The organism is Catenulispora sp. GP43 (genome assembly GCF_041260665.1).
GTDB lineage: Bacteria > Actinomycetota > Actinomycetes > Streptomycetales > Catenulisporaceae > Catenulispora.
The window spans coordinates 141109-159063 of the sequence record NZ_JBGCCT010000025.1 but is presented as its reverse complement, the minus strand read 5'-3'; the positions used below and the strand labels follow the sequence as shown (position 1 = coordinate 159063).

Sequence of the window (17955 nt, the reverse complement as noted above, 5' to 3'; positions counted from 1 at the left end):
GTGGGTGTCACCGCCCTGATCTGGCGGTCCTCGGCCCGCTTCGCGCTGGGCCAGGCGGTCGCGACCCTGCTGCTGGGCTGCGGTCCGGTGGTGTCCGCCTGGGCGCTGCGCGGCCTGCTGGACTCGCTGGCGGCCGGGCCCGCCGGGGCCGGGCACCGCTCGGGCTACCTGGCGGTGCTGGTGGTCACCGTCGCGGTCACCGCGGTGGCGCCGCACGTCAACCGCTTCCTGGACGCCGGCCTGCGGCGCCGGGTGACGCTGCGGATGCACGAGGAGCTGTTCGCCGGGCTGAACCGCCTGGAGGGCCTGAGCCGGTTCGAGTCCCCGAAGCACCTGGACCAGGTGCGGCTGGCCCAGCAGGCCACGCAGACCGCGCCGGGCCAGCTGGTCGCCGCCGGCTTCGGAACGGTCCAGGCGGTGATCTCGGCCGCCGGGTTCCTGCTCGCGCTGCTCACGATCGCGCCGGTGCTGGCCCTGGTGACGTTCGCCGCGGCGGTGCCGGCGGTGTGGGCGCAGCACCGGCTGGGCCGGCGCCGCGCGCGGACGCAGCTGACGGTGTCGCCGAACCTGCGCCGGCAGATCTTCTACGCGAGCCTGCTCACCGATCTCAACGCGATCAAGGAGGTCCGGCTGTTCGGCCTCGGCGACTTCCTGCTCGGGCGGATGCGCACGGAGACCCGCGTGGTGCACGGCGAGGAGGAGAAGGTCGACCGCGCGACGCTGGCCACCCAGTCCACGCTGGCGGCGGCCACCGCCGCGATCACCGGCGCGGGCCTGTTCTGGGCGGTCGGCGGCACCTCCGGCCGCTTCTCGGCCGGGACCGTGATGCTGTTCTTCACCGCGGTCGTCGCGGTGCAGAACGGTCTGGGCACGGTCGCCGGCCGGATCGCGGAGATGACCGAGGCGCGCGGCCTGCTGAAGCACTTCGAGGCGTTGCGCGACGGCGGCTCGGACCTGCCGGTGCGTCCCGATCCGGTCCCGGTGCCGGCCCTGAGCGGCGCGATCGAGATCGACGACCTGTGGTTCCGCTACGGCCCGGAGCAGCCCTGGATCCTCAAGGGCCTGTCGCTGTCCGTCCCGTGCGGCGCCACGGTCGCGCTGGTCGGGCTCAACGGCGCCGGCAAGAGCACGCTGATCAAGCTGCTGTGCCGGCTCTACGACCCCGAGCGGGGCGCGATCAGCTGGGACGGCGTCGACCTGCGCGCCATGGAGCCGGCCGCGCTGCGCTCGCGCATCGGCACCGTCTTCCAGGACTACATGGCCTACGACCTGCCGGCCTCGGAGAACATCGGCATGGGGGACCTGCCCGCGCTCGGCCGGCCGGACCGGATCGAGTCGGCCGCGGCCCTGGCCGGCATCGACACCACGCTGCGGGCGCTGCCCTTCGGCTATGACACGCTGCTGAGCCGCCGGTTCTTCGACATGGCCGACAAGGACAACCCGCGCACCGGCGTCACCCTGTCCGGCGGGCAGTGGCAGCGGGTGGCGCTGGCCCGCGGCATGATGCGCGAGGACGCCGACCTGCTCATCCTCGACGAGCCCAGCTCCGGCCTGGACGCCGAGGCCGAACACGACGTCCACACCCGGCTGCGCCGGCACCGCGCCGGGCGCACCACGCTGCTGGTGTCGCACCGCCTGGGCGCGGTGCGCGAGGCCGACGTGATCGTCGTGCTCGAGGACGGCGTCATCGCCGAACAGGGCAGCCACGAGGAGCTGATGGCCCTCGGCGGCCGCTACCACGCGCTGTTCACCCTGCAGTCCGCCGGCTACCAGGAGCCGGCGGGCGCGGGGAGCGCGCGCTGATGGCTGTGGCCGTGGTGACGGGGCTGGTCGCGGCGGCCGCCTTGGCGGCGCTGGCCATCGCCGCGCTGGCCAAGGCGCGGCGCCACGTGGTGGTGACCGTCGAGGGCACCAGCATGGCTCCGACCTATCGGCCTGGCGACCGGCTGCTGGTCCGCCGCTGCGGGCTGGACGGCGTCGAGCGCGGCCAGGCGGTCGTCGTGCTGCGCCCCGACCTGGTCACCGGCTGGAAGGTCGCGGACCGGGCCGGCGGCATGCCGGGGGACAGCCCCTGGTTCGTCAAGCGCGTCACCGCCCTGCCCGGCGACCCGATCCCCGACGGCTCCGTGCCGCCGGACCACCTGTACCTGCTCGGCGACAACCCGGCCAGCGAGGACTCCCGCCGCTGGGGCTGCTGCCCGGGCGAGCGCGTCGTCGGTGTCGTGGTGCGCGAGCTCGGGAGATAGCCCGCCTCTTGCCATCTGGCGCCGCTTGGTAGAACGTGTTCTCGTTTTCATGCTCCGCAGCAGAGGGGACACTGATGGGCGGCACCGAGCACTGCACTGTCGAACGCGACGGCCACACCCTGGTCGTCACCATGAACCGGCCCGAGGCCAAGAACGCGCTGTCGCTGCCGATGCTGGTCGGGATGGCCGACGCGTGGGTGGAGGCGGACGCCGACGACGACGTCCGCTCGATCGTGCTGACCGGCGCCGGGGGAGCGTTCTGCGCCGGCATGGACCTCAAGGCCATGAACATGGCCGCCGGCTCGCAGTACGCCGAACGCCTGAAGGCTGATCCCGACCTGCACTGGAAGGCGCTGCTGCGGCACTACAGCCCGCGCAAGCCGCTGATCGCCGCGGTCGAGGGCTACGCGGTGGCCGGCGGGACCGAGCTGATCCAGGCCTGCGACATCCGGGTCGCGGCGGCCTCGGCCACCTTCGGGCTGTTCGAGGTGCGGCGCGGCCTGTTCCCGGTGGCCGGCTCCACAGTGCGCCTGCCCCGGCAGATCCCCTACAGCCACGCCATGGAGATGCTGCTCACCGGCCGCCCTTACACCGCCGCCGAGGCGCAGGGGATCGGCCTGGTCGGGCACCTCGTGGACGATGGCAAAGCCCTGGACAAGGCCCTGGAGATCGCCGCGCTGATCAACGCCGCCGCGCCGCTGTCCGTGGAGGCGGTGAAGCGGTCGGTGAAGGAGACCTCCGGGATGAGCGAGGCCGAGGGCCTGGCCCGGGAGCTGGAGATCGGCTGGCCGGTGTTCGCCACCGAGGACGCCAAGGAGGGGCCGAAGGCGTTCGCCGAGAAGCGCGAGGCGGTGTGGAAGCGGAAGTGACGATCATCTGATCGTCTACCGTCGCCGCAGGTGACGACCCATGCGCGGGGCGTATCGGGATCAACGGTAAGGGGCACCCGGACGGCCCCGATTGGGTTATCCAGGCATCCGCAGGGCAGAGTATGAACCGTGCGTCTCGATCACGTTTCCTATGCTGTGTCCAACTCCGAGCTCGGCTCCACGGTGAACCGGCTCGGCACGCTGCTCGGCGCGACCTTCCGCGACGGCGGCGTCCACCCGCGCTTCGGCACCCGCAACTTCGTGCTGCCCCTGGCCGGCGGCTCGTATGTGGAGGTCGTGGCCCCGCTGGACCACCCGGCCACCGACTCCGCCCCGTTCGGCAAGGCCGTCAAGGCCCGCGCCGAGGAGGGCGGCGGCTGGCTCGGCTGGGTCGTCGGCGTCGACGACATCACCCCCTGGGAGCAGCGCCTGGGCCGTCCGGCCGCCGAGGGCCACCGGGTCCGCCCCGACGGCTTCGACCTGCGCTGGAAGCAGCTCGGCGTCCTCGACCTGATGGCCGACCCGCAGCTGCCCTACTTCCTGGCCTGGGAGATCTCCGCCGACCAGCGCCCCGGCGCCGGCGCCGAGAACGGCATCCCGGCCTTCGAACGCCTGGAGATCAGCGGCGACCGCACCCAGGTGCTGTCCTGGATCGGCGGCTCGCCGGACCACGACCCGCTGGAAGAGGTGACGGTCGACTGGATCGACGCCGAGGAGCCCGGCGTGCTGGCGGTGCACTTCCGCTGCGCGGGCGGCAGCGTGCGGATCGACTAGGCACTTTCCGTAGTCTTGACTTCCGTAGTCTTGACTTCCGCAGTCTTGGGGCGCGGGTGTCCACCGGCGAAGGCCGGTGGACACCCGCGCTTTTTGCGCGCAAGCCCCGGCCCGCTCAGCCCCCGAACCCGAAGCACACGAACCCGCCGATCCCGGTCTGGGCCGAGGCCTCGGCCAGCGCCGCCGCGGCCGGCCGGCCGGCCGCCAGCGCGGCGTGCAGCGCGAGCATCAGGGTGCGGGTGTCGGAGTCGTCGACCGGCGTGACGCTGGCGATCAGGGTGCGGGTACCGAGCGCGAAGACCGCCGAGGCCAGCCCCATCAGCTCATCTCCCGGCCGCACACCGGACAGCGCCGACTCGCACGCCGAGAGCACCAGCGTCTGCGGGGTCGAGCCGAGGCGCTCCAGGTCGTAGACGTACAACGGACCGTCGAAGGCATCCAGGCTGGAGAAGAGCGGATGATCGGCCCGGAACCGGCCGTGCGTGGCCACGTGCGCCAACGCGGCGCCGTCCAGGGCGCGCGCGGCGTTCGCGGCGGTGGCCTGATCGCCGGAGAGCACGACGGCGTCCGGGTAGCGCGCGGCCAGCGCGGCGATCTCCGGCTCGGCGTGGGCCAGGCCCGGGCCGGCCATGAGCACGGTGCCGAGGCCGGTCGCGGCGCTGGCGAGGGCTGCCGAGTTGTCGCCGGTCGCCGGGCTGGCGGAAGCCGCTGAGCCGTCGACGGTCGCCGAACCGCCGAGGGCTGCCGAGTTGTCGCCGGTCGCCGGGCCGGCCGAGACCGCGACCGCGGCCGCCTCGACGGCATTGGCCGCCGCCAGCCACAGCCGCGCCGAGGGCGTCACGCTCACCGCGCGACCGGCACAGGTCGGCAGCGCGGTCCACGGCAGGGCGTGCAGGGATCCGGTCGGGACCACGATCAGCGGGCGGTCCGGGGCCCCGGCTGCCTTGGGCTCGGCGTCCCCGGCCACTCCGGCCACCCCGGCTATGCCGTCCAAGGCCCGCCGCACCGGCCCGAACAACAACCCGTCCAGCACCTGCCGGCTGTGGTCGTAGGCCTGCACCGCGGCGGCTTGCATCGTCGCGGACCCGAACCGCCGCGACATCCGGTTCATCGTGAACCGCACGACGTCCAGCTGCTTCAGCACCGCCGCGTACGAGCCCAGCCGATGCCGCCGCACCACCCCGTCCCGCACCGTCACCGCGTGCAGATCGTCGTCCAGCCGCACGAACTCCACCAGCACCCGCGCCCCCAGAACCTCGGCCAGCGCGGCGGGGGAGAAGGGCGGCTCGGGCGCGTAGGTCCCGCGTGCGTACCGCGACCGGTCCCGGATCGCCGCCTCCAGGCGCAACCGCTCGGCGTTCAGCCGCGACACCTCAGAGCGCGAGGACTCCAGCGTCGTCGGCGCCTCCACCGCCGCCAGGTCGGCCACCACCCTCCGCAGCTCGGCCAGGTCGGCGGCCAGCTGCTCATCGTCCGGCGGCCGGACTGGCCGACGCCGCAGCGAGGCCGCGCGCCAGGTCTCGGCCCAGCGCAGGACCGCCCGCGCGTCGCCGCGCTCCAGCGCCAGGCGCAGGCCGAGCTTGGCCAGTTCTTCGCCGCGGGCTGCCGCGTGTGCGCGCAGGTCGGTGGCGCCCAGGACGGCGTTGTTCTCGGCGTGCACGCGCAGACCGGCTTGGAGGGCCCGCTCCGCGGCCGAGGCACGGCCATTGGCGAGCGCGTGCAGCGCGTGCGCGTGCCAGGCCAGGATCCTGACCTCGGCCTCCCGCCGGTTCCGGTGGCGGGCCACCTGCGCGAACAATGCCGAGGCCTGATCATTGCGGTTCAGCGCCAAAGCGATACGGCCGGCCAGCAGCCGGGCCTCCAGCGGGGTGACCGGCCATTTGGCGGCGGCCATCCGGTCCGCCAGGTCGACGGCCGTCTTCAGCAACGCCGGACTGCGCTCGCCGGCTGCGAACCGGGCCGAGGCCTCGACATGCCGGGCCAGGTCGGCCCACGCCGTGCGGCGCTGGCGGCCGAACATGCCGCGGGCGGTGCGCGCGGCGTCCTCGGCCACGGCCGGTTCGCCGTCGGCCAGGGCTGCGCGGGCCCACATCAGGTGATGCTCGGCGCGGTCGTAGCGGAAGCCGGTGCGTTCGTGTTCGGCGATCGCCTGCCGGAGTGTCGTGTGGGCCTCGGTGCTGAGCCCGGCGCGCAGCAGCGTCTCGGCGCGGTCTATGAGCACCGTGACGATCGGCTTGTCGTGCTCGGCGAAGCCCTGGGTCGCGGCGTCGATCCAGTACAGCGCGGACGGCAGGTCGCCGGCGCGGTGTGCGGCGAATCCCAGATTGCCCAGGACGATCGCGTTCAGCAGGCGGTAACCGCCGTCCTCGGTCAGGTGCGCGGCGCGCAGCAGATCCGACTGTGCCGTTTGTCCGGCGCCCCGATAAACGTGGATGATCCCTCGCAGGTTCAAGGCGATCGCCTCCCACCGGGCGTCGCCGTAGGCGGCCAGGACCGGCTGGCTGGCGTCCAGGGCGTCCAGCGCCTCGGCGGTGCGGCCGATCCGGCCCAGGACCAGGCCGAGGTTCACGCGCAGCCGGGCCCGGTCCAGACCGGTCAGGACGCTGTCCGCGAGGGCCGCCTCGGCCAGCGCGCTGTCGGTGTTGCCGCGGTCGGCGAGGATCACCACCAGCGACATCCGGGCTTCGGCGGCCCGGTAGGAAAGGCCGGTGCGCTCCGCGAGCGCCACGCTTCGGCGCAGGGCCCTGGCGGCGCGAGCCAGGTCGCCGTTCTCCTTCCAGGACAAGCCGATCGCGCGCAGGGCTATGACCGCTGCCTCGTCGTCGTCCCCCTCGCCCAGCACAGCCTCGGCCGCCGCCCGGCCCGCGGAGGGCTGGGCCAGTACCTGATCGAGAGCGCTCATGGCACGCGGGAGCCGGTCCGTGGCAGTAGATGGCATGCGGACACTGTCTCAAAGATGCGGTGATTTCTTCCACCGCACATGACTCATTGCCGCCGTGCGGTGACGCGCGGCGGCAATGACGAGTCGGCGGCGGCCGCGGGGGAAGCGCGGTCGCCGACCGGGTCTAGACGGTCACCCAGCTGGTGACCACGGCGCCCCCGCCGGGGACAGTCAGCGCCACGCGCGCAGGTCCCGCCGGCAGCGAGTCGGCGCTGAACAGGCCCTGACCGTCCACCGCGACGGTGGTCGTCCCGGCTGGGTGCTCGATCCGCAGCGTGTCCGAACAGGCCGGGATCAGCTGGCCGACGAGCTTTCGGCGCTCCCCGATCTCGGTCACCTCCACGACCACCGAGACGCTGGGCGCCTCGAAGGTCAGCAGCCTGGTGTCGGTGCCGCGGGTCGATCCGGCCCCGACCAGCAGCGAGTCCTCGGCGAGTTCGGCCAGCTCGGCGTCGATGGTCCGCCAGGTGAAGGCCGCGTAGCCGGCCCGCACCACGTCCTGCGGCACCGGGTCGATCTCGTCGAACATCTCACCGAGGGCGGACAGGAGTCCGATGTCCTCCGCTGAGGCCCCGTTCGTCAACTTCGGCATCGTTCCCCCTGGATCAGGTCCTTCATATGGTGTGCCCGTGTACTGATGGTTCGGACGGCGGTGCGGTGGTGCTTGTCATGGCCGGGTGGTCTCCGGCACTGTGCTCAGTGCCTTCAAGGCCCGTTTGAGGTGCTGCAGGCATCGCGAGCGGGTCGGCCCGATCGACCCCACCCGCATGCCCAGCGCCTCGGCGACGGCCGCGTAGCTCTCCAGCGGCGTCACCGCGACGACCCGCAGCAGGTTCCGGCAGCGCTCGGAGAGCGTGGCGAAGGCCTGCCACAGATCGCTGCTGTCCTGCTGGGCGACCAGAGCTGCCTCCGGATCGCCGTCGTCCTCGGAGTCCCCGAAGAAGGAGACGTTCGCCTCGGCCTCCTCCGAATCGGGGACCTCGCGCTGCGTCCTGCGGATCAGGCGCAGCGCCTCCCTGCGTGTCGTCGTGGCCAGCCACCCCGCGAGCTGGTCCGGATTCTGGATCCGGTCCAGGTTCTCCACCAGCCGCAGCCAGGTGCTCTGGGTGACGTCGGCGGCGTCGGCCAGCGAGAGCCGGAACCCCCGGGCCACCGACCACACCAGCCTGCTGTAGTCGTCGACGATCTGCTGCCAGGCCGAGGCGTCGCCGGCGGCGGCGGCCTTGACCAGCAACGCGGGGGAGCGGTCCATATGAGCCTTCTTACTGATGTGGGGTACGTGTCCAGCGTGGATCCGTCAAACGAAGACCGCCGGCACGACCACCCCGAGGTCGGGGATGCGGACGCCCGCGGGGTCGAGCAGTTCCATGGCGGCGTAGCGCACCGGCAGAGCCTTGGCGGACATCAAAGCGGCGATCCTACCGGCCACCACAGGGGCGGCGAAGCTGGTGCCGCTCCACTTCGCGTAGCCGTGGAACTCCTTGCCGTCCTCCTGGCCGTGCGTCAGGAACGTGCTCTTGATCCTCACTCCCGGCGCGGCCGCGTCCACCCACCAGCCGTAGTTCGAGAACGACGCCCGCTCGGGCTCGCCGTCGGCGCCGTCGGCCAGAGCCGCGACGGCGACGACGTCCTTGAGGGCGGCGGGCCAGTAGGGGCGGTCGGAGTCGAAGTTGCCGGCCGCGGCCACCACCAGCGTGCGGCGGGCCACCTGGGCGATCGCCTTGGTGACCACTGGGGAGGGCCGGTCGTCGAAGGTGTAGCAGCCCAGCGACAGGTTCAGGATGTCCAGGTTGCCGCCCCCGGCCCGTACCCGCTGCTCGATCCGGTCCAGGCCGTTGAGCAGCTCCACCTCGTCGGTGACGCCGGCCGGGCTCAGGACCCGCTCGAACCGCAGGTAGGCGCCCGGCGCCTCCTGCATGATCAGCCCGGCGATGAACGTGCCGTGCCCGGACTCGGACTCCAGGTCCGCGTCGACGGCCGGGTTCAGGGCCTCGTGCTGGTCCTCGGTACAGGCCAGGTACCAGGGCTTGTCCTCGAACCAGGGGTGCTGGTCGATGCCGGTGTCCAGGATCCCGATCGTGACCTGCTGGGCGCCGCCGTCGCCGGCGACCGGCTGGGTCATCTCCGCCTGCGGGGTCGGGTGGCCATAGGGACCGCCGGTCCAGGTCGGAGCCCCGCTGAGCACGTGGTTCGGCGTCACACTCCAGCGCCGGTGCGCCTTGGCCCCGCCCCGCAGCGTGTGCGTCAGGTCGGCGGCGTCCGTCCCGGCCACCAGCCGCAGCCGGGTCACCCCCGGCGCCGCCGAGTCCTCCCGGGAGTCGACCCACCGACGCGCCTTGTCGTGCACCGCGTCCGCGTGCGTGTCGAGCACCAGCAGCTCGTCACGCTTGATCAGCGTCTCGGTGGCGCCGTCGACGTGGACGACGTCCGGGTGTGTCTCCAGAATCCGGGCCAGCCAGGCCGCGTGGTCCGTCATGGTTCCCTCCCTGTGAACAACCTAGTCAGCACTTATGCTGCCCTGCCAATAGCCGCAGGCGGAACTGGACCCCCGTCCCAGTCCCGCCTCCGGTCCCCCCAAGCGGCCGCGTTCCCCCACAGACCGTTGCCGCTGGTCCTGCCGTTCCCCCGTGCTTTCCCCCCAGTTCCCCCGGTTCCCCGTGGTCCCCGTGTTGTTCCCCCCAAGTGTTGCAACCCCGCCCCCCAGCGGAGCCCCCCTCTTACCTCGGTGGCGGTGGTGTGCCGCACCCACCCCCCGGCGTCACGGCACACCACCCTTTCCACCCGGCCTGGCCGGCGGCGCGTCCCCCCTAGAGACACACACCGACTGGACCACGCCCGCGGGCCCCCCGACCCGCTCACTTACAAGAGCACCCCAAACGCCCCCTGATACATGGCGCCCAAAGTTTTTTCTGGGAAGTTTTTCGGCCCCTCCCGTCTCCCACCACCGCCCGTTATGGAGACGCTACGCGTCGCAGTATCGATAACTTGCTCAGCGCTGTCACAGCGGCCGGATAGGTTCCTCTCATGCGTGAACTCATCCCCGCCTCCTGGGCGCCGGTGCTGGCTGCCGAGACCGAGCAGCCGTACTTCGCCGACCTGGAGGCTTTCCTTAAGACCGAGCGTGCCGAGCACCAGGTGTTCCCGCCTGAGGACGAGGTGTTCGCGGCGTTGGAGGCGACGCCGTACCAGGACGTCAAGGTGGTGCTGATCGGGCAGGACCCGTACCACGACGACGGCCAGGCCCACGGCATGTGCTTCTCGGTGCGCCCGGGCGTGCGCATCCCGCCGTCGCTGCGGAACATGTACAAGGAGCTGGAGACGGACCTGGGCGTCGCGCCGGTCAAGCACGGCTACCTGAAGGCCTGGGCCGACCAGGGCGTGCTGTTGCTCAACACGGTGCTCACGGTGCGCGCGCACGAGCCGGCCTCGCACAAGGACCGCGGCTGGGAGAAGTTCACCGACGCCGTCATCAAGGACGTCTCGGCGCGCGAGAAGCCGGTGGTGTTCGTGCTCTGGGGTGCGCACGCCAAGAAGAAGGCCAAGCTGATCGACGCCTCGCGGCACGCGATCGTCCAGGGCGCGCACCCCTCGCCGCTGTCGGCGAAGCTGTTCTTCGGCTCCAAGCCGTTCTCGGCGGTGAACGAGGCCCTGGTCGGCTTCGGGCAGGAGCCGATCGACTGGCAGCTGCCTGAGACCGTCTGAGAGTTCACACACGAGTCGGCCCGGCGGATCAGATCCGCCGGGCCGACTCTTTATATGGGAGCTCTTATATAGCGAGTCCTATATAGGGCCCGCTATATAGCGGCTCCCGCAGTCTCCGCAGTCTGGGCAGACTCCGCAGTCCGCTCGCCGTCCTCGTGCCCGGCGGCGAACGCCTCCCACAGTCCCGCGTACGTCCCGCCGGCGTCGACCAGCTCCGCGTGCGTGCCGTCCTCCACGATCCGCCCGCCGTCCATCACCAGGATCCGGTCGGCGCGCGCCGCCGTGGTCAGCCGGTGCGCGACCACCAGGGTGGTGCGGGTGCGCCCGACCGCGCCGTGGTCGGTGGAGCGGGCCAGCTCGGCGCGGGTGACCGCGGCCTCGGTGGCCAGGTCCAGGGCGGAGGTCGCCTCGTCCAGGATCAGCACGTCGGGGTCGGCCAGCTCGGCGCGGGCCAGCGCGAGCAGCTGCCGCTGCCCGGCCGACAGGTTCCGGCCGCGCTCGGCCACCCGGGAGTGGAACCCCTCGGGCAGCCCCGCGATCATCTCCTCGGCGCCGACCGCGCGGGCCGCCGCCTCGATCTCCCGCGGCGCGGCGTCCGGCCGGGCGTAGGCGATGGCCTCGGCGACGGTCCCGTCGAACAGGTACGCCTCCTGCGGGACCACGCCGAGCCGGTGTCGCCAGTCGGTCAGCTCGAACTCCCGCAGGTCGCGGCCGCCGGCCAGGATCTCCCCGCCGGTCGGGTCGTAGTAGCGGGCGACCATCTTCACGAAGGTGGACTTGCCCGCGCCGGTCTGCCCGACCAGCGCCACTGTCTGCCCGGCCGGGATGCGCACGCTCACGCCCTCCAGCGCCGGCCTGGTGTCCGGGCCGTAGGCGAAGGTGACGTCGTCGAACACGATCTCCTCCAGCGCCGTCGGGACCGGCACCGGCCGCGCCGGCTCCGGCGTGGACGGCACGGTGCGCAGCAGGTCGCCGATCCGGCGCAGCCCGACCGCGGCCTGCTGGTAGCCGTCGAACACCTGCGAGAGCTGCTGCACCGGCGAGAACACCATGTCGATGTAGAGCAGGTAGGCGATCAGCGCGCCGGCGGTCAGCTCGCCGGAGTGCACCCGGGAGGCGCCGGCGGCCAGCACCAGCAGCCCGGCGATGTCGGCGAGGAACTGCACGAACGGGAAGTACGTGGCGATGTACTTCTGCGCGCGCAGCCGCGAGACGCGGAACTCGTCGGACAGCCCGGCGAACCGGGCCGCGTTCGTGCCCTCCCGCCGGAACGCCTGCGTCACCCGCATACCGGCGACGTTCTCCTGCAGGTCGGCGTTGACCGCCGAGACCTTCTCCCGCGCCTCGGTGTAGGCCTTGCTGGACTTGGAACGGAACACCGCGGTCGCGATCAGCAGCGGCGGCAGGACGCTCAGCGCGATCAGTGCCATCTGCCAGTTGATCACCACCAGTGCCACCACGATCCCGACGAACGACAGGACGCTGACGACCGCCTGCTGAAGACCGGTCTGCAGGAACGTGGACAGCGCGTCCACGTCGGTGGTCATCCGGGTCATGATCCGCCCGGACAGCTCGCGCTCGTAGTAGTCCAGTCCCAGGCGCTGCAACTGCGCGAACACCTTCACCCGCAGCGCGTACAGCAGGCGCTCGCCGGTGCGGCCGGTGACCCGGGCCTGGCAGACGTTGACCACGGTGTCGACGGCCACCACCACCAGCGCGGCCACCGAGACCCCGACGATCGCCGACAGCGAGTGGGCCAGGATGCCCCGGTCCACGCCGCCGCGGATCAGCGCCGGCAGCGCCAGGCCGGCCGCGGCGTCGGCGGCGACCAGCAGCAGGCCGAGCAGCAGCGCGAGCCGGAAGGGACGCAGCAGCTTGCGCAGGGCGAAGCCGGGGTCGGCGGCGCGGGCCTCGCCCTGGGAGACGTTGGGGACGTCCGTGGCCGGGGGCAGCTTCGCCACCTTGGCCAGCAGCTCGGGGGTCGGGGGCATCGAGGCCAGGAACCCGCCGAAGCCACCTCCGCCGCCGCCCCCGACGCCGCGGCCCCCGCCTCCTCCGCCCATGCCGGGCAGCGCCCGGGTGCCGGAGCCCTTGGCCTCGGCGAGGTCGTCGCCGTCGTCCTCGACCTCCGGCCACAGGCTCGGGGTGATGCCGTCGACCTGGGCCTCGGTGCCGTCGATCTGGACCGTGGTGCCGTCAGCCACCACGGTGACCGACGCGGCGACCAGTGGCCGCGCGCCGTTGCCTGCGTTGCCCGTGGCCGCCGCCCTCGTCAGATCCCCGGCGTCGATGCCCTCGGCGTCGTCGCCCGGCCCGGACAGCAGCAGCCGGTACAGCGGGCAGCGCTCGGTGAGCTCCTCGTGCGTGCCGATGTCGACGACCCGGCCGCGGTCCAGCACCGCGATCCGGTCGGCCAGCGCCAGGGTGGAGCGGCGGTGCGCGATCAGCAGAGTCGTGCGCCCGGCCATGACCCGGCGCAGCGTGTCGTGGATCTCCGCCTCCACGCGGGCGTCCACCGCGGAGGTGGCGTCGTCCAGGATCAGCACCCGGGGGTCGGTGATCAGCGCCCGGGCCAGGGCTATGCGCTGGCGCTGGCCGCCGGACAGGGTCAGGCCCTGCTCGCCGACCACCGTGTCGTAGCCCGCGGGCAGCTGCTCGACGAACTCGTCGGCCTCGGCCATCCGCGCCGCGGCCCGCACCTGCTCGTCGGAGGCGTCGGGGCGGCCGTAGGCGATGTTGGCGCGGACCGAGTCGGAGAACAGGAAGCTGTCCTCCATCACCAGGCCGATCGCCTCGCGCAGCGACTCCAGGGTGACGTCGCGCACGTCCGCGCCCCCGACCCGCACCGCGCCGCCCTGCACGTCGTAGAAGCGGGGGAGCAGCATCGACACCGTGGACTTGCCGGACCCGGAGGTCCCCACCAGCGCCACCGTCTCCCCGGGGCGCACCGCCAGGTCCAGCCCGCGCAGCACCGGCCGGGAGGCGACGTAGCCGAACACCGCGCCGTCGAACTCCACCCCGGAGGCCTGCCGCGGCAGCTCGGCCGCGTCCGGCTTCTCGGTGACCTTCGGCTGGGAGTCGATGATCTCGAAGATCCGCTCCACACTGGCCCGCGCCTGCTGCCCGATCGTCACCAGCGAGGACAGCATCCGCACCGGCCCGAGCATCTGCGCCAGGTAGGTCGAGAACGCCAGGAATGTGCCCAGCGTGATGGTCCCGCGCAGCGCCAGCCACCCGCCGAGGAACAGCACCCCGACCTGCCCCAGCGCCGGGATCGCCATGATCGCCGGGTTGTACCGGGCGGAGAAGCGCACCGCGCGCAGCCGCGAGGCGAACAACCGCTCCCCGGCCGCCTCCAGCTTCCCGAGCTCCTGCTCCTCCTGCCCGAAGCCCTTCACCACCCGCACCCCGCCGACCGCGGCGTCCACCACGCCGGCCAGCGCCGAAGCCTGCTGCTGCGCCTCCCACGTGGCCGGGTACAGCCGCTTGCGCGCGGCCACCGCCACCAGCCACAGCAGCGGACCGGTCGCCAGCGCGACCAGCGTCAGCAGCGGCGACAGGAACGCCATCACCCCGAGGGCGACGAAGAAGAGCAGGAAGTTCCCGGTCAGCATCGGCAGCATGCCGAGCAGCCCCTGCACCATCGTGACATCGGAGGTGGCCCGAGAGATCAGCTGCCCGGTCGCCAACTCGTCCTGCCGCGCGCCGTCCAGCCGGGACAGCGCACCGAAGATCCGGTTCCGCAGGTCGTACTGCACGTCCAGCGACAGCTTGCCGCCGACATACCGGCGCAGCCGCGTCCCGGCGAAGTTGAGCACCGCCAGCACCAGCGCCAAGGCGGCCCACGGGGCCAGCGGCGAGGTGCGGCTGATGACGACGTCGTCGATGATGTGCCGCTGGATCAGCGGCATGGCGGCGTTGGCGAGCATCGCCAGCAGCGAGCCGCCGAAGGCGACCAGGACGCTGCGGCGGTAGACCCAGCTGACCGCGAACAGGCGGCGCATCCAGGAGCTGGAGGGGTTGTCGGCTTTGGGAGTCTTGGGGGTCTGGGGGGCATTGGGGGTCTGGGGTGCCTTGGCCTGCTGGCCGGGCTTTCCGATTTCCGTGTTGCTCGTCCTACTCGTGTTGCCCGTGTTGCTCGTGTTGCCTGTGCTACTCATGTGCTTGATGTCGTTCGTGGTGCGACCGGCGTCATCACCGGCCCTGCTCCCTCGCGCGTCGCGGCGCTCGGCGTTCGTCACATCCACCCCTAGTCGTCGTTCTTATTCGGCCTGCGCCGCCAGATGCCGGGCCCGATGCTCGGCGAACCGCCGGTCCAGGGCCCCGCCCAGCGCGTCGAAGCAGTCCAGCAGCGCCTCCGCGCCGCCCTCCAGGTGCGAGGCCGCGTCGCCGAACAGCGGCGCCAACGCGGCGGCCAACTGCTCCTCGGCATTGCGTACAGCGGCCAAACCGGCCTCGGTAATCCGCACCCGGACCACCCGCCGGTCCCCGGGGTCGGCTTCCCGCTCCAGCAGCCCGGCGGCCACCAGCGCATCGGCGGCGGCCGTCAGCGTCGGCTTGCGCACCGCGAGCTTGTCGGCCAGCCGCGCCGACCGTTCCCCGCCGCCCCGCACCATCGACAGCAGCTGGTACTGCGGCAGGCTCAAGCCGGTGTCCACCCGCTCCAGCGACCGCCGCAGGCGCACCAGCACCTGCACAGCGTCGACCACCCGCTCGGCGGGCAGCCCGGACAGTTGGTTCGACTCACTCATGATTAGATGGTCGAACAATTAGAGGCTTACGTCAAGTTGATTCCGCCGGGCTGAGGGATGGACGGCACAGGAAGGTGAGAGGCTTTCCCCCGTGCCCACCTCCACCAAGATCGCCATCCTCGACGACTACCAGAACGTCGCCCTGACCCTGGCCGACTGGCCGTCCCTGCACGCCGAGACCACCGTGTTCACCACCCCCTTCGCCGACTCCGACGCCGCCGTCCGCGCCCTGGCGGGCTTCGACGTGATCGTCGCGATGCGCGAGCGCACCCGCTTCCGGGCCGACGTGCTGGAGCGGCTGGGCGATCTGCGTCTGCTGGTCAGCACCGGTCCGCGCAACGCCGCCATCGACCTGGACGCGGCCCGGCGGCTGGGTGTCACGGTCTGCGGGACCGGGTACTCCCCGGCGCCGACCATCGAGCTCACGTGGGCCCTGATCCTGGCCGCGGTGCGGAACCTGCCGCAGGAGGCGGCCTCGATGCGCGTCGGCGGCTGGCAGGTGGGGCTGGGTTCCGGGCTGCGCGGCAAGACCCTTGGTCTGCTGGGGCTGGGGAACATCGGGTCCGCGGTGGCGCGCGTCGGGCAGGCGTTCGGCATGGAGACGATCGCGTGGAGCCAGAACCTCACCGCCGAGAAGGCGGCCGGGCACGGGGTGCGGGCGGTGACGAAGGAGGAGCTGTTCGCTGGCAGCGACGTGCTCAGCGTCCACCTCGTGCTCAGCGGGCGCTCGAGCGGGCTGGTCGGGGCCGCCGAGCTGGCCGCGATGAAGGACTCGGCGATCCTGGTCAACACCTCGCGCGGGCCGATCGTCGACGAGGCCGCGCTCATCGAGGCGCTGCGCGGCAACCGGATCGGCGGGGCCGCGATCGACGTCTACGACACCGAGCCGCTCCCCGCCGACCATCCGCTCAGGACGCTGCCGAACGCGCTGCTCACTCCGCACATCGGGTACGTGTCCCGCGAGCTCTACCAGACGTTCTACCAGGACGCCGTCGCCGACATCGCCGCCTTCCAGGCGGGCAGCCCGGTCCGTCTGATGACCTGACCGGCCGGCTTGCAGGATGGCGCCGCCTCAGCGTTCTGATCCGCATAAGGTGGCGATGGGGTAGGCAACCGGTGTGGGTGCCGGCGCGCACGGACCGTGCTCGACCGGGCCGAGGAGGCCGTGCGTGCTGCCGAGGATCTCGCCGCCTTGCCGCCCGATCCGGGACTGGTCCGTGCCGCCGGTGCCAGAGCCCTGAGCCACTCGCCCCTCACCCCCGATCAACCCCCAGCCGCACCGGCAGCGCGACCACGACGTTCCCCACGAACGTGTGCGAATACTCCAGCTCCGCCTCGCTCACCGCCACGTCCAGCTCCGGGAACCGCTCGAACAGCCGCGCCAGCGCGATCTCCGCCTCCAGCCGTGCCAAGGGCGCGCCCGGGCAGTAGTGCGGCCCGTATCCGAACGCCAGCAGCTCCACCGGCTCCTCGCGCGTCACGTCGAACCGGTCCGCGTCCGGCCCGTAGGCCGCAGGGTCCCGTCCGGCCGCCGAGTAGCCCGCCAGGACCGCCGTGCCCGCCTCGACGCAGTGCCCTGCGATGTCCATGTCCTTGGTCGGGTACCGCATCGGGAAGTAGCTCACCGGGTCGTCCCAGCGCAGCGTCTCCTCGACCACCGCCGGCCAGCTCGCCTTGCCCTGCCGGACCGCTTCCAGCGCCTCCCGGTGCGCGCACAGCGCCCGCACCGCGTTCATCACCAGTCCCATGGTCGTCTCGTGGCCGGCGATGAACAGGCTCCGCAGGGTCGCGGTCAGCTCCTCCACGCTCAGCAGCGCCGGGTCGTCGGTGCGCGCGATCATCTCGCTGAGCAGGTCCTGCCGCGGCTGCCGCGTGCGCTCGGCCACGATCGCGGACAGGATCGCGATCATCTCCTGGCTCGCGGCGATCACCAGGGCGGGTTCGACGTCGGTGTTGATGAGCAGCGAGGCGATCTCGTGCAGCCTGGCGCGGGCCGCCGCCGGGATGCCCAGCAGCTCGCAGATCACCTCCAGCGGCAAGGGCATCGCGAACCGCGCCCGCAGGTCGACCACCCCGTCCGGGGACGCCTGCGCGGCCTGCGCCAACTCCTCCAGCAGCCGCTCGACCAGCGCCTCGACCACCGGACGCAGGGCTTTGATACGGCTGCGCGTGAACGTGTTCCCGATGACCGACCGCAGCCGCCGGTGCTCGGCGCCGTCGGCGGTCAGCATGCTGCGCGGCAGCGTGAACCCGGACAGCGGCCACCCCTCGGGCACGCGGCCCTGCTGGTACTCGGCGAAGTTCGCCGGGTCCTTCGAGACGTCGGGGGAGGCCAGGAACTGCTTCAGCGCGGCGTGCCCGAGGACCATCGCGCCGGGGACGTCCCCGGGCATCAGCACGCGCAGCGTCGGGCCCTCGGTCAGCCAGCGCGCGTTCTGCGCGTGCGGGCTGCCGCCCAGGGGGTCCAGACGGTGCCTCGGACAGGCTTCCCGGGCGGTGGCGTCCGGTTCCATGCGCGGCTCCTTCGGCAGAGGTTTGAGACAGGTGGCGGGGCGACTCGTCCACCCGGTAGTTGCTCAGTCCGGTCATGGTTCATGCCGGCACATCGTCAGGGGCGCCAAAAAGTCCGCGCCCCGCCGGGCAGGCGGGGCGCGGACTCAGGCCGTGTCAGT

13 protein-coding genes are annotated in these 17955 nt (G+C 72.4%); 6 read left to right on the top strand and 7 right to left on the bottom strand.

Annotated elements, in window-relative coordinates; genetic code table 11:
- From ABH926_RS38380 to ABH926_RS38365, 4 genes are all read left to right on the top strand, one after another.
- Positions 1-1803 carry an ABC transporter ATP-binding protein gene (locus ABH926_RS38380; protein WP_370370884.1) on the top strand — a complete coding sequence of 601 codons (1803 nt, stop codon included), beginning with the start codon at positions 1-3 and terminating at the stop codon, positions 1801-1803.
- A complete protein-coding gene (locus tag ABH926_RS38375; protein WP_370370883.1) occupies positions 1803-2246 on the top strand; it encodes a S24/S26 family peptidase in 444 nt (147 codons plus the stop codon). The genes ABH926_RS38380 and ABH926_RS38375 overlap by 1 nt, the downstream gene beginning before the upstream one ends.
- A 74-nt stretch (positions 2247-2320) precedes the next feature.
- Positions 2321-3115, top strand: a complete 795-nt coding sequence (locus tag ABH926_RS38370; RefSeq protein ID WP_370370882.1) for a crotonase/enoyl-CoA hydratase family protein — start codon at positions 2321-2323, stop codon at positions 3113-3115.
- 129 nt (positions 3116-3244) lie between these two features.
- Positions 3245-3889: a VOC family protein gene (locus ABH926_RS38365; protein ID WP_370370881.1), complete on the top strand. Its 645-nt coding sequence runs from the start codon at positions 3245-3247 to the stop codon at positions 3887-3889.
- Positions 3890-4004: 115 nt separating this feature from the next.
- Here ABH926_RS38365 and ABH926_RS38360 read toward each other — a convergent pair whose 3' ends face one another.
- The 4 genes from ABH926_RS38360 to ABH926_RS38345 all read right to left on the bottom strand — a co-directional run bounded on the left by ABH926_RS38360 (position 4005) and on the right by ABH926_RS38345 (position 9306).
- Positions 4005-6791 carry a CHAT domain-containing protein gene (locus tag ABH926_RS38360; protein ID WP_370370880.1) on the bottom strand — a complete coding sequence of 929 codons (2787 nt, stop codon included), beginning with the start codon at positions 6789-6791 and terminating at the stop codon, positions 4005-4007.
- Positions 6792-6954: 163 nt separating this feature from the next.
- Positions 6955-7422, bottom strand: a complete 468-nt coding sequence (locus ABH926_RS38355; RefSeq protein ID WP_370370879.1) for a hypothetical protein — start codon at positions 7420-7422, stop codon at positions 6955-6957.
- A 75-nt stretch (positions 7423-7497) separates the two neighbouring features.
- Positions 7498-8082, bottom strand: coding sequence for an RNA polymerase sigma factor (locus tag ABH926_RS38350; RefSeq protein ID WP_370370878.1), 585 nt, complete (start codon positions 8080-8082; stop codon positions 7498-7500).
- Between the two features lie 45 nt (positions 8083-8127).
- Positions 8128-9306: a S8 family serine peptidase gene (locus ABH926_RS38345; protein ID WP_370370877.1), complete on the bottom strand. Its 1179-nt coding sequence runs from the start codon at positions 9304-9306 to the stop codon at positions 8128-8130.
- 548 nt (positions 9307-9854) lie between these two features.
- On the opposite strand from ABH926_RS38345, the gene ABH926_RS38340 reads away from it, so the two are divergent.
- Complete coding sequence (locus ABH926_RS38340) at positions 9855-10532, top strand: uracil-DNA glycosylase (protein WP_370370876.1); 678 nt, start codon at positions 9855-9857, stop codon at positions 10530-10532.
- A gap of 92 nt (positions 10533-10624) precedes the next feature.
- Here ABH926_RS38340 and ABH926_RS38335 read toward each other — a convergent pair whose 3' ends face one another.
- Positions 10625-14536 carry an ABC transporter ATP-binding protein gene (locus ABH926_RS38335; RefSeq protein WP_370370903.1) on the bottom strand — a complete coding sequence of 1304 codons (3912 nt, stop codon included), beginning with the start codon at positions 14534-14536 and terminating at the stop codon, positions 10625-10627.
- A 258-nt stretch (positions 14537-14794) separates the two neighbouring features.
- Positions 14795-15283, bottom strand: a complete 489-nt coding sequence (locus ABH926_RS38330; protein ID WP_370370875.1) for a MarR family transcriptional regulator — start codon at positions 15281-15283, stop codon at positions 14795-14797.
- 91 nt (positions 15284-15374) lie between these two features.
- Between ABH926_RS38330 and ABH926_RS38325 the strand changes: the two genes are divergently transcribed.
- On the top strand, positions 15375-16328 hold the full coding sequence (locus ABH926_RS38325) for a D-2-hydroxyacid dehydrogenase family protein (protein WP_370370874.1): 954 nt from the start codon (positions 15375-15377) through the stop codon (positions 16326-16328).
- Positions 16329-16536: 208 nt separating this feature from the next.
- On the opposite strand, the gene ABH926_RS38320 is transcribed toward ABH926_RS38325, so the two are convergent.
- A complete protein-coding gene (locus ABH926_RS38320) occupies positions 16537-17796 on the bottom strand; it encodes a cytochrome P450 (RefSeq protein ID WP_370370873.1) in 1260 nt (419 codons plus the stop codon).
- Positions 17797-17955: the final 159 nt, after the last annotated feature.

Excerpts from the sequence above, each read along its gene's own strand:
- ABH926_RS38375 (WP_370370883.1), top strand. The coding sequence starts at position 1,803 with ATGGCTGTGGCCGTGGTGACGGGGCTGGTCGCGGCGGCCGCCTTGGCG.
- ABH926_RS38370 (WP_370370882.1), top strand. The coding sequence starts at position 2,321 with ATGGGCGGCACCGAGCACTGCACTGTCGAACGCGACGGCCACACCCTG.
- ABH926_RS38360 (WP_370370880.1), bottom strand. The coding sequence starts at position 6,791 with ATGAGCGCTCTCGATCAGGTACTGGCCCAGCCCTCCGCGGGCCGGGCG.
- ABH926_RS38355 (WP_370370879.1), bottom strand. The coding sequence starts at position 7,422 with ATGCCGAAGTTGACGAACGGGGCCTCAGCGGAGGACATCGGACTCCTG.
- ABH926_RS38350 (WP_370370878.1), bottom strand. The coding sequence starts at position 8,082 with ATGGACCGCTCCCCCGCGTTGCTGGTCAAGGCCGCCGCCGCCGGCGAC.
- ABH926_RS38345 (WP_370370877.1), bottom strand. The coding sequence starts at position 9,306 with ATGACGGACCACGCGGCCTGGCTGGCCCGGATTCTGGAGACACACCCG.
- ABH926_RS38340 (WP_370370876.1), top strand. The coding sequence starts at position 9,855 with ATGCGTGAACTCATCCCCGCCTCCTGGGCGCCGGTGCTGGCTGCCGAG.
- ABH926_RS38335 (WP_370370903.1), bottom strand. The coding sequence starts at position 14,536 with ATGCGCCGCCTGTTCGCGGTCAGCTGGGTCTACCGCCGCAGCGTCCTG.
- ABH926_RS38330 (WP_370370875.1), bottom strand. The coding sequence starts at position 15,283 with ATGAGTGAGTCGAACCAACTGTCCGGGCTGCCCGCCGAGCGGGTGGTC.
- ABH926_RS38320 (WP_370370873.1), bottom strand. The coding sequence starts at position 17,796 with ATGGAACCGGACGCCACCGCCCGGGAAGCCTGTCCGAGGCACCGTCTG.